This window comes from Marinobacter salsuginis (assembly GCF_009617755.1).
Classification (GTDB): Bacteria; Pseudomonadota; Gammaproteobacteria; order Pseudomonadales; family Oleiphilaceae; genus Marinobacter; species Marinobacter salsuginis.
Window position 1 is genome coordinate 882,856 of record NZ_BGZH01000001.1, and the last position, 26,487, is coordinate 909,342.

Consider the following 26,487-nt stretch of genomic DNA (forward strand, 5'->3'; position numbering starts at 1 on the left):
ATCCCCTGTGCCGTAATGGCATCTTTGCCCAATGTGCAGGGTGGCCGGCCTGAGACTAGACTCTGGCAAACATGCCTTCAATACTCACGTAAAAGAAAACCAATAACGAGGTTGCGATGTCGCTACCGCTGGTTGTTTTACTGCCTTTTCTGGGTGCCATAGCCGCACCCCTGTTCGCCCAGGGCGGCAGAACGGCGATAGCCGTTGCATCTTCAGTACCCGCACTGATCGCTCTGGCAGCCCTATTCCCTCATTGGGAAACCCTTGCTGACGGCGGCGTGGTTCTGCACAGCTACGAATGGCTCCCTGCCCTGGGCCTCTCATTCAGTTTCCGGCTGGATGGATTGTCGCTGCTGTTCGCCCTGCTGATCCTGATTATCGGGCTGCTGATCATTCTTTACTCTCGTTATTACCTGAAAGCTCACGAGAACGTCGGCAAGTTCTACGCCCTTCTGCTCTGTTTCAAGGGCTCGATGTTGGGCATCGTGCTTTCCAGCAACCTGTTGCTGATGATGATCTTCTGGGAACTGACCAGTCTGACCTCGTTCCTGTTGATCAGTTTCTGGACACACAAGCAGGACGCCCGTCGCGGCGCCCGGATGGCCCTTGCGGTCACTGGTGGCGGTGGCCTAGCGCTACTGGCCGGCATACTGATCATTGGCAATATCGTCGGCAGCTTCGAACTCGATGACGTGCTGGCAGCCGGTGACCAGATCAAGGCCCATTCCATGTACCCGGTCGCCCTGACACTGGTTCTGCTGGGCGCGTTCACCAAATCGGCCCAATTTCCGTTCCATTTCTGGTTACCCCATGCCATGCAGGCGCCTACCCCGGTATCGGCCTACCTGCACTCTGCCACAATGGTGAAAGCCGGCATCTTCCTGATGGCCCGGCTCTATCCGGCTCTGGCAGGCACCGAGCAATGGTTCTACATGGTCAGCTTTACCGGCATGGCCACCCTGCTCATTGGCGCCTATGTCGCCATGTTCAAGCATGACCTCAAAGGCCTGCTGGCCCATTCAACGGTCAGCCACCTGGGCTTGATCACGCTGCTGTTCGGGATGGGTACGCAGCTGGCTGCAGTGGCGGCGGTTTTCCATGTCATCAACCACGCCACCTTTAAAGCCTCCCTGTTTATGGCTGCCGGTATCATCGACCATGAAACCGGTACCCGGGATATGCGCCGCATCAACGGGCTGTGGCGTTACATGCCACACACCGCCACCCTGGCCATGGTCGCGGCGTCATCCATGGCCGGTGTACCACTGCTGAACGGCTTCCTGAGCAAGGAAATGTTCTTTGCCGAATCCCTGGAGCTGAATCTCCCGGGACTTATAGCCTGGCTACCCCCGATTGTTGCGACCCTGGCCGGGATTTTCGCAGTGGCGTATTCAGCGCGTTTTGTCCACGATGTGTTCTTCAATGGCAAACCGGTGGATCTTCCGATCTACCCACCCCATGAACCACCGCGCTATATGAAATTCCCGGTGGAGATCCTGGTGTTTGCGTGCATCATGGTAGGCGTGTTCCCGGCGGTGTCTGTCGGTCCGCTACTCTATATTGCCGCCTCGGCCACGCTTGGCGGTGATGTGCCGGATTACACCCTGTCTGTCTACCATGGATTCAACCTTCCATTGCTCATGAGTTTCGTCGCCTTCTTTGGTGGCCTGCTCATGTACAGTCAGCGTCAGCGTTTCTTCGATTTCCACGCCCGATTCAAGGAAATTGACGAAAAAGCTGTCTTCGAAGCGGTGGTCCTGAGGGTCGTCGACCTGGCCAACAGGTTTACCACGCGTATCGAGAACGGTTCGCTTCAACGATACGCATTGCTGCTTTTCGTCAGTGTTATTGCCGTTGCCGCAGCGCCACTTCTTGATTTGGGGATTTTCGTCGGGCAGAACGGATTGAGTCCGATTGATGCACCTACGACGATTGCGGCTGGCATCCTTATTCTTTGCGCCCTGGCAACCGCTACTCTGCACCGGCAGCGTTTTTATGCACTGGTTCTGCTTAGCGTGGTGGGCCTGATTGTGGCCCTGGCCTTCGCCCGATTCTCGGCGCCGGATCTTGCCATGACCCAGCTGTCTGTAGAGGTTGTGACTATCGTTCTTCTGATGCTCGCACTTTTCTACATGCCGTCCTGGACTCCAATAGAAACCCCAATGAAACGGCGTTTGCGGGACATGGTTATCGCAGGAGCTGCAGGTATCGGTATGACGCTGGTCACGCTCGCCATGCTGACCCAGCCATTCAGTTCAATTTCTGAGTTTTTCCTGGAGAACAGCAAAATCGGCGGCGGTGGCACCAACGTGGTCAACGTAATTCTGGTGGACTTCCGTGGCTTCGATACCCTCGGGGAAATCGCCGTGTTGGCTATTGCCGCCCTCGGCATTTACGCCATGCTCAAAAACACGGCCCTGACACCACCCCCAAGTGATGGCGAGGGACACGCATGGACCCGGGATGCCTATCCGCTGATGCTTCGCCAGATTGCGCGCCCGATGTTACCACTGGCTCTGATGGTATCGGTGTTCATTTTCCTGCGAGGCCACAACCTGCCTGGCGGCGGGTTCATCGCCGGCCTGATCACCTCGGTGGCGCTCATTCTCCAGTACATTGCCAGTGGCATGATCTGGACCCAGGACCGGATTCCATTCCGTTATCACAATGTAATTGGTCTGGGCCTTCTGTTCGCAACGATTGCTGGCGTCGGAAGTTTTGCCTTCGGTTACCCATTCCTGACGTCCACGTTCGGCTACATAACCTGGCCGGTAGTAGGAAAATTCGAAGTTGCTTCCGCCCTGGTTTTTGACCTCGGCGTCTATCTGACGGTTATCGGAGCCACTCTGCTTGCGCTGGTGAGTATTGGACGGCTGTCGCCCCACTCGGCTATCAAGAGTAAAAAGGAGGGTGCGTAATGGAGCTCGTTTTCGCACTGGTTATTGGCGCCCTGACGGCATCCGGCGTTTATCTGATTCTGCGGTCACGCACCTTCCCCGTGGTGGTCGGTCTGACCATGCTTTCCTACGGCGTGAACCTGTTCCTGTTTTCCAGCGGTCGCCTGGCGACGGGCCAGCAGCCAGTGCTCGGCACTGCAGCTACCCACTCAGACCCACTGCCACAGGCGCTGGTACTGACGGCTATCGTGATTGGCTTCGCCATGACGGCATTCGTTGTGGTGTTGTCGCTGCGAAACCTGGCAGACAACGATGACGATCATGTTGATGGCAAGCAGCCCTACAAATCGCCTGCTCCGGAAGAAGAAGAGGAGGTAACCGGTAAATGAACCATTGGCTTACCGCTCCTGTTCTTATTCCGCTGCTTGGTGGCATTCTTCAGGCTTTCATGGGTTATGCGCCTATCAGTCTGCGCCGCACCCTGGCGCTGGCGACAACTGTGTTGATCCTGGTCTCAGCGATCGTGCTTTTGGTTTTGGCAGACGATGGCAGCTATCGGATCTATGCGTTTGGCAACTGGCAGCCGCCCTTCGGGATTGTTCTGGTACTGGATCGCCTCGCTGCGCTGATGCTGGTGATGACAGCCGTGCTGGCCCTGTTTTGCCATATCTATGCCATTGGCGGGGCCGATGAAGGAAACCGCCAGTTCCACGCCTTGTTCCTGTTCCAGATCATGGGCCTGAACATTGCCTTCCTCACCGGTGACCTATTTAACCTTTTCGTTGCCTTCGAGGTGTTACTCATTGCCTCTTACGGCTTGCTGATGCACGGCGGGGGAACCGTCAGAACCGTCCCCGGCCTGCACTACGTGGTACTGAATCTCGCCGGTTCCGCCATTTTCCTCATCAGTGTCGGGATGATCTACAGTGTCACCGGCACCCTGAACATGGCCGATCTGGCAGTAAAAATTCCCCAGGTCTCGGGCGAGGACGTGAATATCGTCAAGGCTGGAGGGATGATGCTTCTCGTCGTCTTCGGCCTGAAAGCAGCCATTCTGCCCCTGTGCTTCTGGCTACCCAGGGCCTACTCAAAAGCCACGGCTCCGGTCGCCGCATTGTTTGCAGTCATGACCAAGGTTGGAATTTATGCGATTTTGCGCGTGTATTTGCTGATTTTCGGCGACGATGCTGGCGAATTGGCAAACCTTGGTATGGACTGGCTGTTCCCGATTGCCCTGGCCACCCTAGCCATGGGCGTTGTTGGAGCACTGGGTTCTGGCAGCCTGAAAACCCTGATCGCATGGCAGGTCATCATTTCCGTGGGCACATTACTGGCTCCGATATCGCTCGGCTCCGAAGCCGGGCTGTCCGCTGCCCTCTTCTATCTGCTGAGCACAACCTGGACGGTTGGTGGCCTGTTCCTCGTCTCGGAACTGGTGGCCAACCAACGAGGCTCTGCTCAGGATCGCATCGTTACGGCCCCCAAAATGCAGAATCGTACCTTCCTGAGCGTGCTGTTCCTGGTCGGAGCCGTTGCCGCAGCAGGGCTACCACCACTGAGTGGATTCTTTGGCAAGTTGCTGATTCTGCAATCCGTTCAGTCGGGAACTGAAATGGCCTGGCTATGGTCTGTACTGCTTATTGGCAGCTTCCTGACCGTTATCGCGTACAGTCGTGCGGGCAGTATTGTTTTCTGGCGGACTGTGGATGGCCATCTGGAAAAGCCTGACCCCCTCAACGGCCGGATTTCCGTCGCAGCCGGCGCCCTGACTGCCCTGGCGGTTGCGATAGTGGTCCTGGCAGGGCCAATAACACGCTACACCGATGAGACGGCGGCCCAACTCTTTAACAACGATGCCTATATCAACATCTTGCAGACCCCCGTGGTCGGGGAGGATGACTGATGCTTGATCGATTGAGTTTTCCGCAACCGTGGTTGAGCCTGATCCTTTTTACGACCTGGCAGTTGCTGAGTGATGGCGTGTCCGGAGCCAGCGTTGTGATGGGGATCATTCTCGCCTGGCTGATCCCCCAAATCACCCAGGGATTCTGGCCTGAGCGACCGGCATTTATTAAATCCTGGAAGATGCCTGCCTATCTGGCCATCGTGTTGAAAGACATTGTGGTGGCCAGTTTCTCTGTGGCACGTCTGATTCTGAGCCCGCGCCAGCCAAGGCCAATCTTCGTCTGTTACCCGCTTCAGCTTGAGCATCCGCTGGCCATTTCAATTCTCGCCAGCACGATTTCCCTGACGCCGGGCACCGTATCTGCCGATGTCAGTGATGACCAGAAAACATTGCTGATCCATACTCTGGATGCTGGCAGCGATCAGGAGGTCATTGACGCCATTCACAAGCGCTATGAGAAGCCACTGATGGAGATGTTCCAATGATGACAGCCGCTCTCTACATCACGATCGCCATGGTGACTCTGGCCGCATTGCTCAACGTCTACCGGCTGATCAAGGGACCCGATGCTCCAGATCGTGTTCTGGCACTGGACACGCTTTACATCAACGCCATCGCTCTGATCATCCTCCTCGGCATCACCCTGGGTACCCGCATGTACCTGGAAGCAGCTCTGCTGATCGCGGTAATGGGCTTTGTCGGGACCGTTGCCATGGCCAAGTATCTCAAGCGAGGCAGTGTCATTGAATAGTCCCGTTTTCTATCCTTCACCTGCAGGAGAAATGTCACGATGAGCCTGGTTGCGGAATACCTCATATCAGCGCTGCTGCTACTGGGTGGCGCTTTTACGCTGATAGGCGCCATAGGTCTTGCCAGACTTCCGGATTTCTTCACCCGCCTGCATGGCCCAACAAAAGCCACAACAGTGGGCGTTGGCGCGATCATGCTGAGCTCCGTGTTTTATTTCAGTGCCAATGGCGCAGGAATCGGTATCTCAGAAATCCTTATCACTGTGTTTCTGCTGATGACCGCCCCGGTAAGTGCAAACATTCTGGCCAAGGCAGCGATGCATATCGGCGTCAAAACCATGGAAAATACCGAGGGTAACCCCTGGGACCAGTGAAAACCCTGATCGAGCATCCTGATCAGCATTTTGTCATTGGAGTTCAAGAAAATTGCCGTATAGTAGGCTCCCAAACTTATTCGAGGAGCCCAGCACATGCTGAAAGTAAATGAATATTTCGATGGCAAGGCAAAATCCATCGCCTTCCAGACCTCTACCCTACCTGCCACGGTCGGCGTCATCAGCCCCGGCGAGTATGAGTTCGGCACCAGCAAGAAAGAAACCATGACCGTCATCAGTGGCGCTCTGACCGTCTTGCTGCCGGGCATGGACGAGTGGATGACCTATGGTGCGGGCGAAAGTTTCGATGTCGCGGGCCAGGCCAGTTTCAAGGCCAAGACCGATATCGATACCGCCTATCTTTGCACCTACGAGTAAGTGCGCACCTGCGCGTGATTCGACACCTCTGATTATCACGCCAACGCTGACAGACGTGTCCGCAGAGCGAAACGGGATTTGCATCTAAGCCACCGTTCGCTCTGCATTTTTTCACTGTTACCGGTTCCTGTTTCAGCCAAACTGTGTCAGATTTATTCCTGTTTCTCGCGATAACACCAACAACTGGGAAAGAGGAAACAGGTAATGGCACAGACCCGCATTCTGCCCCCGGCTGAAAACGCCTACGAGTACCCGCTGCTGATCAAACGACTCCTGCTGTCCGGCCCCAGGTATAACCCGGACCAGGAAATTGTCTACTCCAACCGCAGCAAGTACACCTACACAGATCTGGTTGAGCGCATCCACCGCCTGGCCAACGCACTGACCGATGCCGGCGTGAAGCCGGGTGATACCGTTGCAGTGATGGACTGGGATACGCCCCGGTACCTCGAGTGTTTCTTTGCCATTCCGATGATTGGGGCGATTCTGCACACGGTCAACATCCGGCTGTCTCCGGATCAGATTGTCTACACCATGAACCACGCCGAAGACGACGTGGTACTGGTACACGACGACTTCCTCCCGATCATTGACGCGGTCAAGGGCGAGATCAAAACGGTCAAGACCTGGATTCAGCTCACCGACGACGATGCAGCGAAACAGGCACCGGTTGAAACCATCGGCGAGTATGAGAGTCTGCTGGCCAAGGCGGATAACAAATTCGACTTCCCCGATTTCGACGAAAACAGTGTCGCAACCACCTTCTACACCACGGGCACTACCGGCAATCCCAAGGGTGTCTACTTCAGCCACCGACAGCTGGTACTACATACGCTCGCAATGACAGGCACCGTAGCGTCGTTCGATGAGATGCCGCTGATGCGCTCCTCGTCGGTTTACATGCCGGTCACCCCGATGTTCCACGTGCACGCCTGGGGTGTTCCCTATGCCGCCACCATGATGGGCATCAAGCAGGTTTACCCCGGTCGCTACGAGCCGGAGTTGCTCGTCGACCTTATCAAAGAGCATAAAGTCACCTTCTCCCACTGCGTGCCCACCATCATGCAGATGATGATGGGCACAGAGTCCATCAAGACCGCCGATTTGAGTAACTGGCACGTGCTGATCGGCGGCAGCGCGCTGACTAAAGGTCTGTGCGATGCCGGGGCCAAGCTTGGCATCAAGATGTTCACCGCCTACGGCATGTCCGAGACCTGCCCGCTGCTGTGCGCTTCCCACCTGAAGCCGGAAGACCTGGAGTTGCCTCTTGAGGAGCAAACCGCAAAACGCGTGAAGACCGGTATTGCAACGCCCATGGTTGAACTGGAAATCGTGGATCCTGAGGGCAACCCGGTACACCACGACGGCGAGGCGAAGGGTGAAATCGTGGCACGCGCCCCCTGGTTGACCCAGGGCTACTTCAAAGAGCCCGAGAAAGGCGAACAGCTCTGGGAAGGCGGCTGGCTACACACCGGCGACGTTGCTTCCATGGAGCCCGACAACACCATCACCATCAAGGATCGCATCAAGGATGTGATCAAGACCGGTGGTGAGTGGCTGTCGTCACTGGACCTTGAAAACCTGATCAGCCAGCATCCGGCCGTCGCCGGCGCTGCCGTGGTGGGTGTGCCCGATGAAAAATGGGGCGAGCGTCCTCACGCTCTGGTTACCCTCAAGCAAGGTGAACAAGCCAGTGTCGAGGATATCCAGAACCACCTGAAGCAGTTTGTGGAGAGTGGCGAGATCAATAAATGGGCAATCCCCGAGCATATTGATTTTGTCGAGGATATTCCGAAGACCAGTGTTGGCAAGATCAACAAGAAGCTGATTCGGGATCAGTTGCAGTAAACCGGCCGAACGCTGAAGACTGGGGCCAGATGAAGGCTTTCATCTGGCCCCTTTTCATTTCTATAGCCCGGAAAACGTAAAATCCACCTCAGGCTTACGGCCGTCAATAATGTCCGCAAGCGCGGCGGCGGAGCCACAGGAATGGGTCCACCCCAGGGTGCCGTGCCCGGTGTTCAGGTAGAGGTTGGCAAAGTGGCTCTTTCCGATGTAGGGCACATTGGAGGGAGTTGCCGGCCGCAGACCGGTCCAGAATTCGGCCTGGTCCCAGTAGCCCGCCTCTGGCATAACTTCCGCAGTGCGCCGGACGATGGCGCGACAACGGGTGTAATTCAGTTTCCGGCTGTAGCCACTGAGTTCTGCCGTGCCTGCCACACGCATGCGATCGCCCAGGCGTGAGAATACCAGCTTGTACTCATCGTCGGTCAGGCTGACCTGGAACGCCGCCTCTTCGTTTTTCACCGGCACGGTAATCGAATAACCCTTGGCCGGATAGATGTTCAGGAAAATGCCCAGCTGCCGGGCGAGTGCCGCACTGAAACTCCCCATGCTCAGCACGTAGGCGTCTGCACGGAGCGTCTCATGGTGGCCGTCGTGAAGGGTCTGGACGCCAAGCACCCGTTCACCGGCACGCTCGAACGCAAGAATTTCAGTGCCGTACCGGAACTCTACTCCCGCCTCGGCGCAGCGTTTTGCCAGGTTCTGGGTAAACATCCGGGCATCACCGGACTCATCTTCAGAGGTGTAGGTTGCACCCGCGATCCGGTCCTGGATCGGTTTGAGTGCCGGCTCCAGTTCAACTGCGCGGTCAGCGTCGATGATCTGCCGGTCACAGCCAAGATCCTGCATGATTCGGGTAGGCTCGATGGCACCGTCAAATTCGGCCGGATTGGTGTAGAAATGCAGGATACCCTTCTCGAGGTGGTTGTACTCTATACCGGCCTCCTTGCGAAGAGCCTGCAACTGGCTACGGCTGTAGGTGCCAAGGTTCACCATCTGGCGGATATTGTGAGCGGCCCTGGCCGACGTGCATTGCCCCAGGAAGGAAAGCGCCCAGCGCCACTGGCTGGGATCCAGCGTTGGCCGGAACAGCAGAGGCGCATCCGGCTTGGTGAGCCATTTCAACACCTTCAGGGGCGCTGATGGATTGGCCCAGGGTTCGGCATGGGAGACCGAGATCTGCCCCCCGTTGGCATAACTGGTCTCCACGCCGGGCTGGTTCTGGCGATCAACCACGGTTACCTGGTGCCCCTGCTTCTGCAGATACCAGGCTGTGGTAATGCCCACAACGCCTGCGCCCAAAACCAGTATATGCATGCTCGCCTCCGGTCGAACGGAAACCGCCATCCCACAGGATATTCCCGGGGATTTTCGGCCAGATTCCGGTTGATGTGAAACTCGGGATTCGTTCTTCGCAGGGTCTATTGTAACGTGAGCATAAGGGAATTGCGTGTTATACCATCAGCCACCGGCGCGCTTGACGATCCACCCTTTCTGTTCGAGAAGTGGAACCAGGAGGTCCCGCTGGTCGCCCTGAATCTCGACTACGCCGTCTTTTACCGTACCACCGGTGCCGCATTTGGCTTTCAACACCTTGGCGTAAGCCTTCAGTTCCTTGTCATCCAGTGGAATGCCGGTAATCAGGGTGACACCCTTGCCTTTGCGGCCCTTGGTTTCCCGGCTCACCCGGACAATGCCGTCGCCGGCCGGCCGCGACGCTGCAGCGCAGGTGCACTCGTTCACCGGGTTACGGCAATCGGGGCACATGCGCCCCTGTTCTGTCGAGAAAACCAGGCCGCCCTCAGATCGCTTCTTCATTCCGTCTCCGTGCCATTCCGGTCTTGCCCGGTCTTTTAATCAAGACCGGGGGGATACTTGGTAAACATTTCAGCCACGACCTCGTCGATCAGCTCCCTGCGGGTCTCGGGTGACTGGTTTTCATTGAGGTAGCGGCGACTGGCTGCACGCCAGACAACTTCCTTCGACTTGCTGTCCGCCAGTTCGACCACCAGCTTGCCCTCTTCAATTTCACGCACCGGTGGCGGCGCGGACAAGGCCCAGCCGAAATTTCCGCTACCAAAGCCAAACCCGAGGCCCAGGCCAGTCTGTTCGAGCCTCTCTTCCGGCACAATCTGCCAGCTTACAAGCAAATCCGCTTCCGCCTCAGGCACCTGTCGCAACGCTTTGCGATTCAGCTCCCTCTCAACGGCACTGCGTACCCGTGTGCCGTCGAGTGAGGTGAATGACGACTCGTTCGTACCACTGGCAAACGCCCAGGATGAATAATTCCCAAAAACCACAGACGAGTTGTAGTCGGTCACCACATTGCTGGCGCAACCGGTCATGGCCAGTGTGACAAGCGCCAACATCAGAAAACGCATCATGATTTCTGCCCTCGGTTGAGAATTCGCTTTTTCAACAGTATACGCTTAGCGGACGCGGTACGATGCCCCCGGGATCCATCACCTTTCAAAACTGTAATCCAGCTTCTGGGCATCGCAGAAAGCCCCGAACGCTGCCAGTTGGTCCTCCGGAACCAGCACCCGGGCGCGAACGGACGCGCCATAATCAACAGACTCCACCGATGCACCGTTAACGTCGCACCAGTGTCGCAGGGGCTGCTCATCGGCGAAGGACAGGGAAACCAGCGCGTCCGTCATGGGTGTTTGCACCACCCGGTCAACCGCTGACAGCACGCTCTCTGCCGCCCCGGCATAGGCCCGCACCAGTCCGCCGGCACCCAGCTTGATCCCGCCGAAGTACCGGATAACCATCACCAGGACATCGCCCATATCCTTGTGCTGAATCACGTTGAGAATCGGCTTCCCGGCGGTTCCGGAGGGCTCGCCATCGTCGTTCATGGCGGCCTCAGCGGCAGAACCAGGGCGGCCGATCTGGTAGGCCCAGCAGATATGACGGGCGTCCGGGTGGTCCTGGTGTGCCTGTTCCAGCCAGTCTTTCACCTCCTCCCGGGAACTCACGGGCGCTACCCGGGCAATGAACCGGCTTTTCTTCACTTCCGTTTCACGCTCAAGGTATCCTGCTGGAACGGGGTAATCTTTTTTCATGGACACCGACCAATGGCCTCTGAAGACGAATACAACAACCCTGGCACTGCCAAACCCGCAAGAATACGCAAAGCAGCGTGCGGAATTCGCTTTGACGAGGACGAGTTGCAGGAGGGTATCGACTTTTCCGGCGCGGAGAAACTCAAGCCCTCCGATCCGGAGCCAGAATCAGCCACCGCCGAAAAACACAGGAAGGCGAAGCGTCACCCTTAACCCTCCATGCTCGCCCGCCGCTGCCGCGATCACTCCATCGTGGGCAGCAACAATGTCTCTGGCGATGGCCAGGCCCAGGCCCCATCCCTTGCCGCCGCGGGACTTGTCCGCCCGGAAGAACGGCTCAAAAAGCTGACCAATCATCTCATCCGCAACGCCTGGCCCTTCATCATCAACCGTCAGACTCAACAAGTCATCGGCCACCGTGACGGCCAGGTGAACAGCTCTGCCTGGTGGTGTGTGATCCAGGGCGTTTTGAAGGATGTTGTCGATTGCTCGCTGCAGAAGCCCCTCATCACCCAATACCGATGCCCGCGAGCTTTCAGGCGACACCACGAGCTTGCAGTCCACCCCCTGGTGTTCGGCATAATCGGCCGCATCCGTGAGCACCTGATTGACTACATGTACCAGCCGGAGGGGCTCGCGCTCAATATTGCCGCCGGCCTCCGTAACCCGGTACAGCGTCAGTATCTGCCCGGTCATGGTTTCGAGCCGCTCGTTCTGGCGCAGAATACTCGCCATAAGCTCTTCGTCTGCGCCGGCTTCGTTCGCCAGTTCAATGGCAATACGCTGGCGGGTGAGCGGCGTTCGCAGATCGTGGGAAATATCCCGAAGCAAGTGTTTCTGGCGATCCAGAAGACTGCAAAGCTGCTCTGTCATGGCATTGAAGGCTGTTGCCAGTTGCCCTACCTCATCCCTGCGTTGCGCGATCTTGTCGCTGACCCTGAGTGAATTGTCCCCTCCCGCAATCGCGCGGGCGGTGGTTTCCATATGCCGCAGCGGTCTTGATACCATGCGGGCAATCCACCAGCACGCCAGGGAAATCATCAATAGAGCCAGGCCCAGCTCGATAGCCCGGAAGAACCTGGGGTTGAGCCAGCCGGCGCCCTGCACCCGCGGCCAGGCCACCAGGCGGTAATCACCGCCCACATCCAGAACCGCCGGTTTCTGCGGGTACCAGCCGGATTTCATTCGGTCGCGAATGAACGAAGGCAGCTTGCCATCATTTTCATCCTGCTCCAGCAGCACCAGAAACAGTTCAAGACGCTCGCCCTCGTCCCTCAGAAAACGCCAGGCAGCGCTTCGATCACCAGCCTCACGGATAGCGATTGCCTCCTCGGCCAGATCCCTGAGCCCTGCCTGCCGCTCGATCGCTTCCCGTTCGCGATCCAGGAGCATTCTGGTTGCCAGGTTACTGGCCACCACGGTGACCGCCATGGCCAGCCAGATGGAGAGGAAGATCCGCCAGAACAGCGGGAACATGGGCCGCTGCTTCATTCCGGCACCCGATAGCTGTAACCCAGCCCCCGAACGGTCTCAATCCGGGGCGGATCGTCGTTGCCCAGCTTTTTGCGAAGGTTACTGATGTGCATATCCAGGGTTCGGTCGTATGCCTCGAGCCGGCGTCCCAGGGCCCATTGCATCAGGTCCGTTTTGCGTACGACGCTGCCGGCATGGGCCAGCAGGACCTGGAGAACCTCGTATTCGGTGGCGGTCAGTTCCATGGCTACATCGTTCTGATAAATCCGGCGATGGCCGGGCTCGACTCTCAGATCGCCATAGGTCCGCGCCGCATTGACTTCGGTTTTCTGGTCCCAGGCAATCCGCCGCAACAGCGCCTGCAGCCGGGCCACCAGCTCGCGAGGGTTGCAGGGCTTGGGAATGTAATCATCAGCACCGACTTCAAAACCCACAATCCGATCGGTTTCATCGCCTCGGGCAGTCAGCAGCACAACCGGCAGATGCGTCTCTGCCCTCAATTCCCGCAGCACCTCAAGACCACTGATGTCGGGCAACATTATGTCGAGCACGACAATATCGCAGTCCTGGCCAAGCGCCAGGGCCAGTCCGTCCCGCCCGTTTGCCGCCTCGCGAACGGTGAACCCCTGATTGGTCAGGTAACGTGCGAGCAGTTGCCGTAATTCATCATCGTCTTCGACCAGTAACACCCTGTTCTGCATCTTGCCTCTCCAACTGTCGTGCCGGCCACCATAGCTGGATGAAGTCTAACACGCTCGGGATCTGGTGCCGGACTGGCCCTGCCCGCTTTGCAGAACCTTTACACAGTCACAGACGACGTTCCGGAGGGCCGCCGAGGGTGATCAAAAGCCATGTTCTGACGTATGGTAACGGGTACACACAGGAGTTTTCCCGCACCATGCCAGAATCCGGACAAGCGACTCTTACCCTGGAAACCTGCGCCAGCATCAACGACATTCCCGCACGAGAGTGGGAACGACTGGCGGGCTGCACCAACCCTTTTCTTCGCTACGAGTTTTTCCAGGCTCTCGAAGCCTCCGGCTGCACGTCCGAAGCCACCGGTTGGTCTCCCAGCCACCTTGTGTTCAAGTCGGACGACAAAATCGTGGGCCTGGCACCGGCTTTCCTGAAAAGCCACTCCATGGGGGAATATGTTTTCGATTGGGCCTGGGCCGATGCCTATCAGCGACATGGCCTTGCGTACTATCCGAAATTGCTGATCGCCATCCCGTTTACGCCTTCTGCCGGGCCCCGACTGTTGCTGGCCCCGGACCTGCGGGAACAACTGACACCCGAGCAGATTCATGATCTGCTGGACACGCTGACCGACAAACTGGGCGCCCACTCCTGGCACCTTCTCTTTCCGGACAGCGAGGACCAGAAACTGCTCCAGCACGACCAGGAGCTACACCGCATTGGATGCCAGTTCCACTGGCACAACCACGGTTACGGGAACTTCGAGGATTTCCTGGCAGCTCTGACGTCCCGCAAGCGAAAATCCATACGCAAGGAGCGTCGCCAGGTTGCTGAACAGGGCATTTCCTTTGCCCGTTTCCACGGCCGGGATATTCCCGAGCATGTGCTGTCTGCCTTCTATGTGTTTTACCAGGCTACCTACCTGAAACGGGGCCAGCGGCCGTACCTCAACAAGCGCTTCTTTGAGCTGCTTCGGGAACAGTTACCCGAACATGTGCACCTCGTGATCGCCCAGCGCGAAGGTGAAATGATTGCCGGAGCGCTGTTCCTGGCAGGCAAAACCACCCTGTACGGGCGTTACTGGGGGTGCCTGGACGAATACAACCAGCTGCACTTCGAAACCTGCTATTACCAGGGCATCGAGCTGGCCATGGAGCTGGGCCTCAGCCACATTGACGCCGGCGCCCAGGGCGAGCATAAACTGGTGCGCGGTTTTGAGCCGGTGATTACCCATTCCTGGCACGGAATCCTTCACCCCGGCTTCCGAGAGGCGATAGAAAACTTCACCCACGAAGAAACCGAACACGTCCTCGGGTACTTCAAAGAGGCACAATCTGTCCTACCCTTTCGACAGCAGACGCAGGATTAACTTCTATACTGAAAGACCCAGACAGGATTTGTGCAGGGGTCAGATATTATGGATGCAGACCCATTTTGGAGCACGGTATCGGCAGGTGGCCTGCCGCTCCTTCTTGCCGCCGGAGCGCTGGGCCTGGCGCTCATTGCCCTGTTTTTGGGCTCAGGGGCACGACGCCGATACCAGGAGCAACTGACAGCGCTGCGTGAGCGCTCGGACACCCTATGGCGGGAAGTGGACGATATAAGAGTCGCGCAGTTCAATCGTCCCGGGGAGGCCAGCAACGGAGCGTCAGGCTCGCCGGTTGAAGAAGCCCGTTATCACACAGAAGTGGAAGCCTACAGCAAGATATGGCCCCAGGTATGGCATCTTCATGAACGCCTAGGCATGTTCCTGAGGGCGGTTGAAGCGGGCGAGGCCGCCGGCGAACTCAGACTGGAAGCCCGCAATGCTGCCCTGGAGGCACGCAACCTGTTGAACCGGAACCGTCCGTTCTGCACCGAATCCGTTGATGAACTGGTTACCCGGCTGATCGATGCGGAAATAAAGGCCCACCTGGCTGCCTGCCAGTATCTGGATCTGCTCAAGGACGTCACCAGCGCCTCATCCAACCACGACCGCCGGGTATTGCAGGAAAAATGTCACAGCCTGCATGAGGGCGAAGCCCGGGAACTGATGAACCAGTTGGTTTCGTCTATCCGGCACCGGACCATTCGAAGCAGCTGAGGACCCGCCAGCCTTAGCTGTCAGCGATACGAAACCCTACTTTCATAACCACCTGATAATGGCCGACCTTGCCATCCACGATATGGCCGCGGGTTTCGGTTACCTCAAACCACTCCATGTTGCGAACACTTTTGCCGCACTCCTCCAGTGCGTTCTCGATGGCGTCTTCAATGCTCTTCTTGGAAGACCCGACAATTTCCACTTTTTTGTAGACATGATGGTCAGACATGGAACCCTCCTTAAAATTTCAGCTTGTAGTTTTCAGCCTAGAAGACAAGCCTGATGCCAGCAAACTACAGCCCGGCACAGTCCTCATCCGCAACAAGACGAAGGACGTATTTGTTCACTACAATGAATAACGCCATCCGGAACTTTCTGAGCCCCGACGAGTCCCGGATACCCTCACGTTCTGGATTGGATTCATGAAACGATTTCTGAAATACACCAGCTGGTTTGTCGGTGCGGTGCTCCTGCTGCTTTCCGGCCCAATCCTGCTGGCCACCAGCGGCAGCTTGCAGGGAGCGGAGAGCTGGCAGACAGCCACCCGGGAAAGCGCCCGCATTGCGCCCCTGCCCGAACAGGCCGACGAGGCCATCGTCCAGGTCTACGGGGCTCGGGCCTGGAGCTGGCGAGGCTACTTTGCAGTCCATACCTGGATAGCCACCAAGGAAAAAGGCGCCAGCCACTACCGGGTTCATGAAGTTACAGGTTGGCGCAGCTACGTGGTCGATTCCCGGCCGGGTGAACCGGACAGGCACTGGTATGGTGCGAAACCGGAACTCTATGCTGATATCCGCGGAGAAGAGGCAGAAAAGCTTATTCCCGACATCTACCGGGCAGTGGAATCCTACCCCTACCCGACCGAATACGAAGCCTGGCCGGGCCCCAACAGCAATACCTTCGTGGCCTGGGTGATACGGGAGGTTCCTGGACTTGATGTCGCTTTGCCCAACCACGCTATTGGCAAGGACTACCTGGGCGATCGGGTGTTCGCAGAGGTTCCGGGTGGCGCTGGTTACCAGGTTTCGCTGGGCGGGTATTTTGGCGTGTTGGCAGGTGTCCGCGAAGGGCTGGAACTGAACCTTTTGGGTCTTTCTTTCGGGATTAACCCGATGGCACTCGGAGTCAAGCTACCCGGCATTGGGGAACTAGCACTCAGAAATACCAACCCAATGCCAGAAGTCAGTCCCTAGGCACGGGAAACAGGCGGGCAGGGGTTCCCAAAAATGTGCGGAGCCAGGGATGGCGGAGCCAAGCGTACAGGGAAGTATTTACAGCGTTTTTTGGGAACCCCTGCCCGCCTGTTTCATACTCCAGATCCGGAAGTCATAGGCTGGCAAACTCCAGATACCGACTCGCAGCCTGCTTCTTCTCATCCTGGCTGTTCAGCATTTCCAGCCGCATTTTATCGATGAGCTTCAGGTAGTCATCAAGCGGTGATTCGGGCTTGCCCGCGTCTTTGGACTCTTCGATAAACGCTTTTTGCTTTTCGCGGATTTCGTTCAGCTTCTCCAGTGCCGAGCGGATAGCCTCCACCCGAGCCTCAACCAGGCCGTTACCGCCGCGATCTGGTGAGCCGCGGTCAGAGCTCAGTACGGTCTCCGCGGCCGGCGCGTCGGCGGTATTCTGCTCTGCAAGATCGATTTCTTCCAGGGTGCGGACTTCGCCGTCGGTCGTCAGGTAAATACCGGAACCCTTGATCTGGCCCAGGGGCACGCCCTGACTGTTCGCCAGAGTGAATCGGTCGTCCACGCTATCCACGTAGAGGGCCTGAACGCCTACCTCCTCCAGGGACCTCAGAGCCTCTGAACCATCGGCGGTCTGAACCCAAACGGACAGCGATTTGAAGATCTCATCATTGGCATCAATCCAGCGGTTGCCATCGTCATCGAATCGAGCCAGCTCACTGAAGCCGGAGCCGCTCTGGGGGCCAAACAATTCAGTGCCATCGTCCACCTTGCCGTTGCCGTTGCGATCCAGCACCAGATAGCCGCTGCCACTGCCCAGGGTGGCGAACTGGCCGGTTTCTCCGTCGCCGTTCAGATCGAATTCGAACAGCGTGTCGGTCAGGCGCGCGGTGGCATTGCCAAAGTTAATCACCAGAGGATCGGTGAGCGGCCGTTCCTGGATCTGGACCAGCTCGGAATACTCGTAAGTGCGAGACTGCGACTGCCGCAGGGAGAGCGTGAAATCAATGGTTTCGCCATTCTCCAGGCTGATGGTGCCGGTAGAGGCAAAGCTTCTGGATTCGCTCTCCGAGTAGAACATGTAGCGCCCGGCGGAAACCGAAAGGCTGCCACGACCCTCGACGCCAGCATCACCGCCCAGAGCCGCACGGCTTACGCTCAGCGCCTGCTGGCCCATCAGGAACAGCTCTGAGGTTTTCTCGGCCAGCTTTGCACTGGTGAAAACGCTCTGCTGACCGTCACCCGTCACGGTGCTGCTTCCACTGAACGCGAGCTGCTCCTGGCTGCTGTAACGGTAGGCAGCCTGGCGCATGAGCGTCAGTTCAGAGCCCACCGCATTTTCATTAGCCCGGGGCGCTGGCGCTTGCCGGTTGATGCGCAGCTGGGTGCTGTCGAAAGCCGATACCTGGCGGGAACTGTCCTGGAAAAGCGAAATCTGACTGGAGGAAATCATGGCTTCGGGTACCTGTATTCACTACACAGGTGTATCGGCCGCGAGCGTCGATACTTGAGCAGTTTTTAATCACTTCAGATTCGGGAAGTTACGCCAGATAGCGGACGAGTCCAGCAGCCGCAATCCCCGCTGCAATGGCTGGCAGGGGTTTGCGAAGAGCCAGCATGATCACCGCTGTGACCACCAGAGCAGCGACTGCCCCGAGGTCACCACTGAACGCCATGGGAACGATAATGGCGATCAGCACGGAGCTGGCCATGGTGTTGATGAAGCTCTCGATGCGAGGGTTGATCTTTACAAAGGACATGATAAATACGCCGCCGAAACGGGTCGCCAGCGTGACCACTGTCATGATCGCGATCAGCAGGAGTATACCGGCCGTGGTGGTTTCAATGGCCATCACTCGCCTCCTCAATATCCGGCTGTCGCTGGGTGTCTGCAGGTTTTTGCTCCAACCAGAAAAACCCGATCGCGCCCCCTGCAAGCGCACCCACCACCACATGGGTATTGGGCGGCAGCCACTTCCAGGCAGCCAGTGATGCCAGCGCGGCCACTGTCCAGGCCACGAGCACCCTGGGTGATTTCTTGCCGCCCAGGGCCATGGCCAGCAGGAAGCAGCCCAGCACCATATCCAGCCCAAGGGATTTGGGATTCTGCAACAGGCCGCCGAAATAAACGCCAAGGCCCGTTCCGATGATCCAGGCCAGCCACAAAGCCAGGCCGCCTCCCAGAATGACTTCCAGATTACGCCGACCGCTCTGATACTCCTGGGCAGAAACCGCCCAGTTGGCGTCTGTCAGCAGCAGCAAAAGGCCGTAGCGCTTGCCAGGCGATACATCTCGGAGCATCGGGTACAGGGAAGCGCCCATCAGCAGGTGGCGGGAGTTAATGGCGAAGACCACGGCAATCATTGGGAGGACAGAGACTTCAGCGCCCCACATATCGACGGCGGCAAACTGGGAGGCCCCGGCAAAGACCGTGGCACTCATCAGCACGGCCTGGAGTGGTTCAAGACCTTTCTGGGTAGCGGCCAACCCAAAGGCAGCGCCGAACGCCACCACAAACAAGGAGATGGGAAGTAGCCGGAAAAACTCCACCCGTACCCGGGCCGGCTGAAGCTGATAAGAATAGGAAGCGACAGACATCAGGGGAAACTAGGCCAGTTTCCCCGAAACGCGTATAGGTAGTTCCCGCAGAAACCACCAGATCTGCGACTAATGGACCAGATCCGAGCAGAAAGCACGAATAGATAAACCCGTGATTACGCCGAAACTTTCCAGGAAAGCCTGTAAACCGAAGAACAACCACCGCACCGAATAGTTCACTTTTGCATGTTGACGTTAACGTTAAATGCGGCTAGTTTGTTTTTCGTCCAGCCCCAAAAGGGCAGTTTCAATGGGTACCCCCCAAGCGAAAAGCGGACACCTGAAATCGAAACGCCGGCCACAAGCCGGTCGACAAGAACAAGATACCCGCTCATGCCGAGATCCGGCCGGTGGGAGAGGATTTCACAATGCTATTCAGCCATCCCGAGTTCGATAACCACGAACATCTGTCCTTTTTCTGCGATCCCGAAAGCGGCCTGAAGGCCATCGTTGCTATCCATAACACTTCCCGCGGCCCCGCACTGGGTGGCTGCCGAATGTTTCCCTATGCCTCCGATGAAGAGGCGGTGCGCGACGTATTGCGGCTTTCACGGGGCATGACCTACAAATCGGCGCTCGCCAACCTGGATCTGGGTGGCGGCAAGTCGGTGATTATTGGTGACCCGCGCAAACAGAAAACCGAAGCGCTGATGGAGGCCATGGGCCGTCATCTGGAAAGTCTGGGCGGGCAGTACATTGCGGCAGAGGATTCCGGCACCAGCGTACCGGACCTCAAGATCATGGGCCGACACACCGGCCACATTGCCGGCATCGCCTCGCGGACCGGCTTCGACGGCAATCCCAGTAACGGCGACCCATCACCGGCAACTGCTTACGGGACGTTTATTGGCCTGAAGGCAGCGGTGAAACACAAACTCGGACGGGATAATCTCAACGGCTTGAAGGTGGCCATTCAGGGCATCGGCAATGTTGGTTTCCGGCTGGCCAGACACCTCAAGGACGCTGGCGCTGATCTCTGGGTGTATGACATCCACGAGGACAACATGCAGCGGGCAGTGGATCAGCTGGGAGCCAGACCGGCCGCCGCCCAGGACATTCTCTCCCTGCCGGTAGACGTGGTTGCGCCCTGCGCCATGGGCGCGGTACTGAACGATCACAGCATTCCCCAGCTGCAGGCCCGCATTGTCGCCGGCGCCGCCAATAACCTGCTGGAACACCCGGAGCATGATGCCATGCTGCGGGACCGGGGCATCCTCTATGCGCCGGATTTTGCCATCAACGCCGGTGGCATCATCGATGTGTTCTACGAGCGCACTGGCGCCACTCCGGAAACCGTTCGGGCCCACGTCGAGACCATCGGCGACACCCTGACCGAAATCTTCAACCGTTCCGACCGCTCAGGGCGCCCCACCGGGGAGATCGCCAACGAACTGGCGGAGGAACGGTTCAAAAAGCACACCGCCGGAGCCAGCCTGGCACCCGAGCGGTTGGCTCGCACCGGCTGAGCTGACACCGGCGCACCCCTCAGGAAGCTGCAGGCAGCTGCAGCTTCCCTCTTAAACCCTGATACAAAAACAAATACTCCGGGAGATAGTTATGTCCGTCACTTCTTCAGATTCCGCCGCCTATTCGGGGGCGCTTGAAGGTTCAAACGCCCAACGCGGGCTCTGGTCATCACGTCTGGCCTTTATTCTTGCCGCTACCGGCTCCGCCGTGGGCCTGGGCAATATCTGGAAATTTCCCTACGTGACCGGCGAAAACGGGGGCGGCGCCTTCGTGCTGGTTTACCTACTGTGCATCGCAGTTGTGGGTATTCCCATCATGATGGCGGAAGTCATGATCGGTCGTCACGGCGGTCGAAGCCCCGTCAAGAGCCTGAGCCTGATTGCCGAACGGGACGGCCTCAACCCGGCCTGGAAGCTGGTCGGTGCCATCGGTATTCTGGCGGGTTTCCTTATTCTCTCATTCTATTCGGTGATTGGCGGCTGGGCCATTTCCTACGTGGGCACAACCGCCAGCGGCCAGCTTACCGGCCAGACTGCTGACGCCGTCGGCGCTATCTTCTCGGGTCTGCTGAGTGATCCCACCACCCTGCTCGCCTGGCATACATTGTTCATGGCTCTGGTCATGGTTGTGGTTGTGAGGGGCGTTCGCTCGGGTCTTGAGCGGGCGGTCAGCATCCTGATGCCAGCCCTGTTCGTGCTCCTGCTCATTGTGGTGGGGTATGCAATGACCACCGGGCACTTTGGCCAGGCCGCGGCGTTTCTGTTTCAGCCGGATTTCTCCAAGCTCACAACGTCCGGGATCCTGGTAGCTCTGGGCCATGCGTTCTTCACCCTGAGCCTGGGTATGGCAGTAATGATGGCCTACGGCTCCTACCTGCCCAAGAATATTTCCATCGCCAAGACCTCCATGACCGTGTCGGTCATCGACACCGGTGTGGCACTGTTGGCCGGTCTGGCCATCTTCCCGATCGTGTTTGCCAACGGCCTTGAGCCGGGTGCCGGCCCGGGCCTGATCTTCCAGACCCTGCCGCTGGCTTTCGGCCAGATGCCCATGGGCTCCCTGTTCGGCACCCTGTTCTTTGTCCTGCTGATCTTCGCCGCCTGGACATCCGGGATCTCGCTGCTGTAGCCTATCGTGGAGTGGCTGGAGGAGCGTAAAGGCATGAACCGCACCGTCAGCACGCTGGGCGCCGGTTTTGTCTGCTGGGGACTGGGCATTGCCTCGATTCTGTCCCTGAACCTCTGGTCTGACTTCGCTCCGCTTGGCTTTGTGCCCATGCTGGAAGGCAAGACCATTTTCGACCTGCTGGACTTCTTCACCGCCAACATCATGCTGCCGCTGGGTGGTTTGCTTGTGGCCCTGTTCGCAGGCTGGGTGATGTCGCGCCAGGCCATGGAGAAGGAACTGGCACTGTCTCCAGGCATGTTCAATCTCTGGCTGATCACCGTACGCTTTGTGACGCCGGTAGCGGTGGCCGTGGTATTTATCTACAACCTGATGTAATAACCGCTACAACTGATCGAGGGAGGCCTTCAGGGTCTCCCCGATCCTTGCATTCAACTTCAGATGCACCAGATCCTCGGCCCGTGTCCGCCCAAGATTCAGTGTGGCAATGGGCTTGTTCCACTCATTGGCGTACCGGCAGAAACGGAAGCCGGAATACACCATCAACGACGAACCGATCACCAGAAGGCCATCACTGGCTTTCAGCGTATCCAGGGCCGAGTACACCCGGTCTTTCGGAACGAAGTCACCGAAGAACACCACATCCGGCTTAAGAATCCCCTCGCATTTCGGACAGTCCGCCAGCCGGAAATCCTCGAAATCGACATCCAGATCGGCATCACCGTCCGGCGCTGTCTCGGCCGTGTATTTCTGGAAGCCCGGGTTCAGATCGGCGCAGCGATCGTGCACCTCATCCCGCGGGCAACGGTAGCCGCAACTCATGCACACAACCTCATCGGCCCGCCCGTGCAAATCCGTTACCGCCCGGGTACCCGCCTTCTGGTGAAGCCGGTCGACATTCTGGGTAACCACCAGGCTGCTGTGGTTCAGCAGTTCGAGATCGGAGATGTAATGATGAGAGGGATTGGGCCTGGCGTTGCGCATCACCGGCCAGCCAATCAGACTTCGGCCCCAGTAGCGCTGGCGCGTGTAAAAGTCTTCCATGAACGCCTTGTGCTGAACCGGCTGCTTGCGCTTCCAGGCGCCATCGCCATCCCGGTAATCCGGGATGCCCGAATCGGTACTGACCCCGGCACCGGTCAGAATCAGCAAGCGGGGGTAGCGATGGATAAACTCCGCCAGCAATGCCCCGGCCTCCTCCGGCTTATGCAAAACCGGCGGCTGCTCCGGCTCGGGCAGACGCTGGCTGGAACTGAAAGGTCGGCTACGGTGCGTGGTCAAAGACATACAGACTCCGGTTTTCAGCCCGGCTTGCGAGCCACATACACGGTGTTAAACGATTCCCTGTTCTGAAATGGATTGAAAAAGGATACGACATGGCAAGCCACATCGGTGAACACTTCGTTGAGAACGGCCATGAACTCGTCATCCTCACCCTCGTTCGACCACATGGCAAACACGCCCCGGGGCTTCAGTTGCCGGGCCATCAGGCGCAAATTGTTGGCGGTGTAAAAGCTGGCGCTTGAATCGTGAAGCAGCGCCCGGGGTGAATGGTCGATGTCCAGGAGGATGGCATCAAATTGTTTGCCGGGGTTCTCAGGATCGAAACCACCAACCTCTGGATCGGTAACCGCAAGGTCGAAGAAGCTGCCATGAACGTAGCGGTTCCTCGGATCGGCATTCAGGTTTTTACCCAGGGGGACCAGTTCCTGCTGATGCCAGCCGATGACTGGCTCCAGGTACTCAACTACGAGCAACTCGGCAACCCGCTCATGCCTGAGCGCGGCCACGGCGGTGTAACCCAGGCCCAGGCCACCGACCACCACATTCAGGTCGTCACCCTCGGTTTCGCCAAGTCCGATATCCGAGAGGGCTACTTCAGCATCCACGAACATGCTGGACATCAGGAATTCCTCGCCCAGCTTCACCTCGTAGATATCCCGGTCACCAATAGCAGGAATCCGGCGCCGGCGAAGCGTGATCTCACCGATCACCGAAGGCTGGCTGTCAATTTGCTCGAAAAGCAGTCCCATTTGCTCTGACTCTTCTGGTTGATCTGGTTTGCAACTATGCCGTTATATCCGAGTTAACCGCCCGGGCCTTAGGATCCGTGCATTCGCCGGTGGGCAGGGCTTTCCAAAACACGCTCCTTGCGGCACATCCATGTGACGCTTGGGCTCCGCCATCCATGGCTCCGCACAGTTTTGGAAAGCCCTGCCCACCGGCTCCTGATCCTACTCCCCTGTTTCCGGCGAGTTCTCCACGCAGCTAACGAGGATTTTCCGCATCCTCTCCGCTCCCAGTTTCTCCATCAACTCGATGTTTCTTTGGGGTATAGCATCCACATCAGGATAACTATTAATCGCCGCTTCCAGGCTGGCTTCCCTTAGCAGATGCAACATCGGAAACGGTGAACGATTGGTGTAGTTCTCCGCCGCATCGGGCTCTGTGCCCTCAAACTGGTAGTCTGGATGGAAACTGGCAATCTGGTACACGCCTTCCATATCCAGGTACGACAACAAACCATCGGCGGCATCGAGAAACTCATTGTAGGGCCCGAAGTCCTGCAATACACCCGGGTGAATCAACAGTGTGGTTTCAATCTCAGGCTCCTCTTCCAAGCGCTGAAGCTCCGAGTGCAGGGCCTGTAACAGCTCGTCTTCCGTTTCGGCTTCCGACACTACAAACCGAACCCGGTTCCGGACCAGTTCCCGCTTGGCGAACGGGCACAGGTTGTAGCCGACGACAACGTCTTCGACCCATTTACGGCTTGAAGCGATAATTTCGGTCTCGCCCATATTTTTTCCTTTGTTAGTGAAGGCCGCTCAGAGGCACGCGCGGGCGGGTGGGTAGGCCTTTCCAAAACTGTGCGGAGCCCAAGCGCCCCAGGGATGGGCCGCAAGGAGCGTGTTTTGGAAAGGCCTACCCACCCGTACGCAAACTCCCAAAGCCCGAATCAATAAGCTTAGAGGTACCCCTGGCTCCGAAGATAATCATCATAAGAGCCACTGAAGTCAGTCACCCCATCAGCCTTGAGCTCAATAATCCGGGTCGCAAGGGAAGACACAAACTCCCGATCATGGCTAACGAAAATCAGTGTACCCGGATAGTTCTCCAGCGCCAGGTTCAGCGCCTCAATGGACTCCATATCCAGGTGGTTCGTGGGCTCATCCATCAGCATCACATTCGGTTTCTGCAGAATCAGCTTGCCGAACAGCATCCGCCCCTGCTCGCCGCCCGAGATCACCCGCACCGATTTGCCGATATCGTCCCCGGAAAACAGCATGCGCCCCAGGGTGCCGCGCACCAGCTGTTCGCCACCCTTGGTCCATTGGGCCATCCAGTCGGTCAGGGTTTCATCCTCGGCAAAGTCTGCAGTGTGGTCCTGGGCGAAGTAGCCCACTTCCGCACTGTCCGTCCATTTCACCTCGCCGCTGTCCGGGGTATAGGCGCCTGCCAGACATTGCAGCAATGTGGTTTTTCCGATGCCGTTGGGACCGATGATAGCGATGCGTTCGCCGGCCTCCACCTGCAGGTTCAGGTTCTTGAACAACGGCTTGTCGTCGAAGCCTTTGGTCATGTTTTTCAAAGTCACAGCCTGGCGGTGCAGCTTCTTGCCCTGCTCGAACCGGATAAACGGGCTCACCCGGCTTGAGGGCTTCACCTCTTCCAGCTGGATCTTGTCGATCTGGCGAGCGCGGGAGGTGGCCTGTTTGGCCTTGGAGGCGTTGGCGGAGAAGCGGCTGACGAACTGCTGCAGCTCGGCAATCTGGGCCTTCTTCTTGGCGTTGTCCGCCAGCATGCGCTCGCGGGCCTGGGTGGCGGCGGTCATGTACTCGTCGTAGTTGCCCGGGAACAGGCGCAGCTCGCCATAGTCCAGGTCCGCCATGTGGGTGCACACGCTATTCAGGAAGTGGCGGTCGTGGGAAATGATGATCATGGTGCTGTTACGGGCCACCAGGATGTTTTCCAGCCAGCGGATGGTGTTGATGTCCAGGTGGTTGGTGGGCTCGTCCAGCAGCAGCACGTCCGGATCGGAAAACAGGGCCTGAGCCAGCAGTACACGTAACTTCCAGCCCGGCGCGAGGGCACTCATGGGGCCGTCGTGCTGCTCCAGCGGGATATCCAGACCCAGCAGCAGTTCCCCGGCCCGGGCATCGGCGGTATAGCCGTCCATTTCGGCGAACTGCACTTCCAGGTCCGCCACGGCCATGCCGTCTTCCTCGCTCATTTCCGCCAGGGAATAGATGCGGTCCCGTTCCTTCTTGACGTTCCAGAGTTCCTCGTGCCCCATGATCACGGTATCAATGACCGAGCAATCCTCGTAGGCAAACTGGTCCTGTCGCAGTTTACCAAGACGGGTGTTGGGCTCCAGCATGACCTGCCCGGCGGATGGCTCCAGGTCGCCACCCAGGATTTTCATCAGTGTGGACTTGCCACAGCCGTTGGCCCCGATCAGGCCATAGCGGTTGCCGTTACCGAATTTGGCGGAGACGTTTTCAAACAGGGGCTTAGCCCCGAATTGCATGGTGATATTGGCAGTGGAGATCAAGAAAAAAACCTGTCGATGTGGGGCCGGGCGAACGCCGGCGAAAAGAAAGCCGGCATTGTACAGGTTTGCCCGTTGGACTGTGAGGCCGC

General features: G+C 57.9%; 27 protein-coding genes and 1 pseudogene. 14 read left to right on the forward strand and 14 right to left on the reverse strand.

Translation table 11 applies throughout. The features are described from left to right. Positions 1-116 precede the first annotated feature (116 nt). From GJU83_RS03995 to GJU83_RS04030, 8 genes are all read left to right on the forward strand, one after another. Complete coding sequence (locus GJU83_RS03995; protein ID WP_153633770.1) at positions 117-2,918, forward strand: monovalent cation/H+ antiporter subunit A; 2,802 nt, start codon at positions 117-119, stop codon at positions 2,916-2,918. Then, positions 2,918-3,286 (forward strand): Na+/H+ antiporter subunit C, encoded by a 369-nt coding sequence (locus GJU83_RS04000; protein WP_069182956.1) that lies wholly within the window; start codon positions 2,918-2,920, stop codon positions 3,284-3,286. Before GJU83_RS03995 ends, GJU83_RS04000 begins: the two co-directional genes overlap by 1 nt. Beyond that, positions 3,283-4,800, forward strand: a complete 1,518-nt coding sequence (locus tag GJU83_RS04005; protein ID WP_153633771.1) for a monovalent cation/H+ antiporter subunit D — start codon at positions 3,283-3,285, stop codon at positions 4,798-4,800. The genes GJU83_RS04000 and GJU83_RS04005 overlap by 4 nt, the downstream gene beginning before the upstream one ends. After that, complete coding sequence (locus tag GJU83_RS04010; RefSeq protein ID WP_069182954.1) at positions 4,800-5,288, forward strand: Na+/H+ antiporter subunit E; 489 nt, start codon at positions 4,800-4,802, stop codon at positions 5,286-5,288. The genes GJU83_RS04005 and GJU83_RS04010 overlap by 1 nt, the downstream gene beginning before the upstream one ends. After that, the gene (locus GJU83_RS04015; RefSeq protein WP_069182953.1) at positions 5,285-5,554 is read left to right on the forward strand and encodes a K+/H+ antiporter subunit F; all 270 of its coding nucleotides are present in this window, start codon (positions 5,285-5,287) and stop codon (positions 5,552-5,554) included. The genes GJU83_RS04010 and GJU83_RS04015 overlap by 4 nt, the downstream gene beginning before the upstream one ends. A 39-nt stretch (positions 5,555-5,593) precedes the next feature. Next, positions 5,594-5,926, forward strand: coding sequence for a Na+/H+ antiporter subunit G (locus GJU83_RS04020; protein WP_069182952.1), 333 nt, complete (start codon positions 5,594-5,596; stop codon positions 5,924-5,926). Positions 5,927-6,022: 96 nt separating this feature from the next. Next, entirely contained in the window at positions 6,023-6,304 is a 282-nt protein-coding gene (gene ppnP, locus GJU83_RS04025) for a pyrimidine/purine nucleoside phosphorylase (protein ID WP_069182951.1), read from the forward strand. 204 nt (positions 6,305-6,508) lie between these two features. Further along, a complete protein-coding gene (locus GJU83_RS04030; protein ID WP_153633772.1) occupies positions 6,509-8,152 on the forward strand; it encodes a fatty acid--CoA ligase in 1,644 nt (547 codons plus the stop codon). Positions 8,153-8,212: 60 nt separating this feature from the next. Here GJU83_RS04030 and GJU83_RS04035 read toward each other — a convergent pair whose 3' ends face one another. The 4 genes from GJU83_RS04035 to GJU83_RS04050 form a co-directional block, all read right to left on the reverse strand. Then, positions 8,213-9,466 (reverse strand): D-amino acid dehydrogenase, encoded by a 1,254-nt coding sequence (locus GJU83_RS04035; RefSeq protein WP_153633773.1) that lies wholly within the window; start codon positions 9,464-9,466, stop codon positions 8,213-8,215. A gap of 144 nt (positions 9,467-9,610) precedes the next feature. Further along, complete coding sequence (locus GJU83_RS04040; protein ID WP_153633774.1) at positions 9,611-9,967, reverse strand: translation initiation factor Sui1; 357 nt, start codon at positions 9,965-9,967, stop codon at positions 9,611-9,613. Positions 9,968-10,002: 35 nt separating this feature from the next. Beyond that, a complete protein-coding gene (locus GJU83_RS04045; protein WP_174805033.1) occupies positions 10,003-10,530 on the reverse strand; it encodes a DUF4136 domain-containing protein in 528 nt (175 codons plus the stop codon). An 81-nt stretch (positions 10,531-10,611) separates the two neighbouring features. Then, positions 10,612-11,217 (reverse strand): YigZ family protein, encoded by a 606-nt coding sequence (locus GJU83_RS04050; RefSeq protein ID WP_153633775.1) that lies wholly within the window; start codon positions 11,215-11,217, stop codon positions 10,612-10,614. Positions 11,218-11,229: 12 nt separating this feature from the next. Here GJU83_RS04050 and GJU83_RS04055 point away from each other — a divergent pair, with 12 nt between their 5' ends. Beyond that, a complete protein-coding gene (locus tag GJU83_RS04055; protein WP_083231763.1) occupies positions 11,230-11,430 on the forward strand; it encodes a hypothetical protein in 201 nt (66 codons plus the stop codon). On the opposite strand, the gene GJU83_RS04060 is transcribed toward GJU83_RS04055, so the two are convergent. Together GJU83_RS04060 and GJU83_RS04065 are read right to left on the reverse strand one after the other, a co-directional pair. Then, positions 11,386-12,708, reverse strand: a complete 1,323-nt coding sequence (locus GJU83_RS04060) for a sensor histidine kinase (RefSeq protein ID WP_153633776.1) — start codon at positions 12,706-12,708, stop codon at positions 11,386-11,388. The two genes, GJU83_RS04055 and GJU83_RS04060, sit on opposite strands and share 45 nt — an antisense overlap. Further along, positions 12,705-13,391, reverse strand: coding sequence for a response regulator transcription factor (locus tag GJU83_RS04065; protein WP_069182944.1), 687 nt, complete (start codon positions 13,389-13,391; stop codon positions 12,705-12,707). The genes GJU83_RS04060 and GJU83_RS04065 overlap by 4 nt, the downstream gene beginning before the upstream one ends. A 197-nt stretch (positions 13,392-13,588) precedes the next feature. On the opposite strand from GJU83_RS04065, the gene GJU83_RS04070 reads away from it, so the two are divergent. Next, entirely contained in the window at positions 13,589-14,755 is a 1,167-nt protein-coding gene (locus GJU83_RS04070; protein ID WP_069182943.1) for a GNAT family N-acetyltransferase, read from the forward strand. A gap of 48 nt (positions 14,756-14,803) precedes the next feature. Next, a complete protein-coding gene (locus GJU83_RS04075) occupies positions 14,804-15,469 on the forward strand; it encodes a hypothetical protein (protein WP_069182942.1) in 666 nt (221 codons plus the stop codon). Positions 15,470-15,482: 13 nt separating this feature from the next. On the opposite strand, the gene GJU83_RS04080 is transcribed toward GJU83_RS04075, so the two are convergent. Further along, the gene (locus GJU83_RS04080; RefSeq protein WP_069182941.1) at positions 15,483-15,698 is read right to left on the reverse strand and encodes a dodecin; all 216 of its coding nucleotides are present in this window, start codon (positions 15,696-15,698) and stop codon (positions 15,483-15,485) included. A gap of 193 nt (positions 15,699-15,891) precedes the next feature. Here GJU83_RS04080 and GJU83_RS04085 point away from each other — a divergent pair, with 193 nt between their 5' ends. Further along, positions 15,892-16,662 carry a DUF3750 domain-containing protein gene (locus GJU83_RS04085; protein WP_153633777.1) on the forward strand — a complete coding sequence of 257 codons (771 nt, stop codon included), beginning with the start codon at positions 15,892-15,894 and terminating at the stop codon, positions 16,660-16,662. A 133-nt stretch (positions 16,663-16,795) separates the two neighbouring features. Here the strand turns inward: GJU83_RS04085 and GJU83_RS04090 are convergent, their stop codons facing one another. The 3 genes from GJU83_RS04090 to GJU83_RS04100 form a co-directional block, all read right to left on the reverse strand. Then, positions 16,796-18,109 (reverse strand): SPM autocatalytic domain-containing protein, encoded by a 1,314-nt coding sequence (locus tag GJU83_RS04090; protein ID WP_153633778.1) that lies wholly within the window; start codon positions 18,107-18,109, stop codon positions 16,796-16,798. A gap of 88 nt (positions 18,110-18,197) precedes the next feature. Next, the gene (locus GJU83_RS04095) at positions 18,198-18,509 is read right to left on the reverse strand and encodes a branched-chain amino acid transport AzlD family protein (RefSeq protein WP_069182938.1); all 312 of its coding nucleotides are present in this window, start codon (positions 18,507-18,509) and stop codon (positions 18,198-18,200) included. Next, positions 18,499-19,254, reverse strand: coding sequence for an AzlC family ABC transporter permease (locus GJU83_RS04100; RefSeq protein WP_069182937.1), 756 nt, complete (start codon positions 19,252-19,254; stop codon positions 18,499-18,501). The genes GJU83_RS04095 and GJU83_RS04100 overlap by 11 nt, the downstream gene beginning before the upstream one ends. A gap of 368 nt (positions 19,255-19,622) precedes the next feature. On the opposite strand from GJU83_RS04100, the gene GJU83_RS04105 reads away from it, so the two are divergent. Together GJU83_RS04105 and GJU83_RS04110 are read left to right on the forward strand one after the other, a co-directional pair. Further along, complete coding sequence (locus GJU83_RS04105) at positions 19,623-20,720, forward strand: Glu/Leu/Phe/Val family dehydrogenase (RefSeq protein ID WP_153633779.1); 1,098 nt, start codon at positions 19,623-19,625, stop codon at positions 20,718-20,720. Between the two features lie 91 nt (positions 20,721-20,811). After that, positions 20,812-22,224: pseudogene (locus GJU83_RS04110) on the forward strand (sodium-dependent transporter). 6 nt (positions 22,225-22,230) lie between these two features. Here GJU83_RS04110 and GJU83_RS04115 read toward each other — a convergent pair. From GJU83_RS04115 to GJU83_RS04130, 4 genes are all read right to left on the reverse strand, one after another. Beyond that, on the reverse strand, positions 22,231-23,133 hold the full coding sequence (locus GJU83_RS04115; RefSeq protein ID WP_153633780.1) for an NAD-dependent protein deacetylase: 903 nt from the start codon (positions 23,131-23,133) through the stop codon (positions 22,231-22,233). A 14-nt stretch (positions 23,134-23,147) separates the two neighbouring features. Further along, positions 23,148-23,879 (reverse strand): polyamine aminopropyltransferase, encoded by a 732-nt coding sequence (locus tag GJU83_RS04120; protein ID WP_153633781.1) that lies wholly within the window; start codon positions 23,877-23,879, stop codon positions 23,148-23,150. A 201-nt stretch (positions 23,880-24,080) separates the two neighbouring features. After that, the gene (locus GJU83_RS04125; RefSeq protein WP_153633782.1) at positions 24,081-24,644 is read right to left on the reverse strand and encodes a DUF1415 domain-containing protein; all 564 of its coding nucleotides are present in this window, start codon (positions 24,642-24,644) and stop codon (positions 24,081-24,083) included. Between the two features lie 167 nt (positions 24,645-24,811). Beyond that, positions 24,812-26,398 carry an ABC-F family ATPase gene (locus GJU83_RS04130; RefSeq protein WP_153633783.1) on the reverse strand — a complete coding sequence of 529 codons (1,587 nt, stop codon included), beginning with the start codon at positions 26,396-26,398 and terminating at the stop codon, positions 24,812-24,814. Positions 26,399-26,487 lie beyond the last annotated feature (89 nt).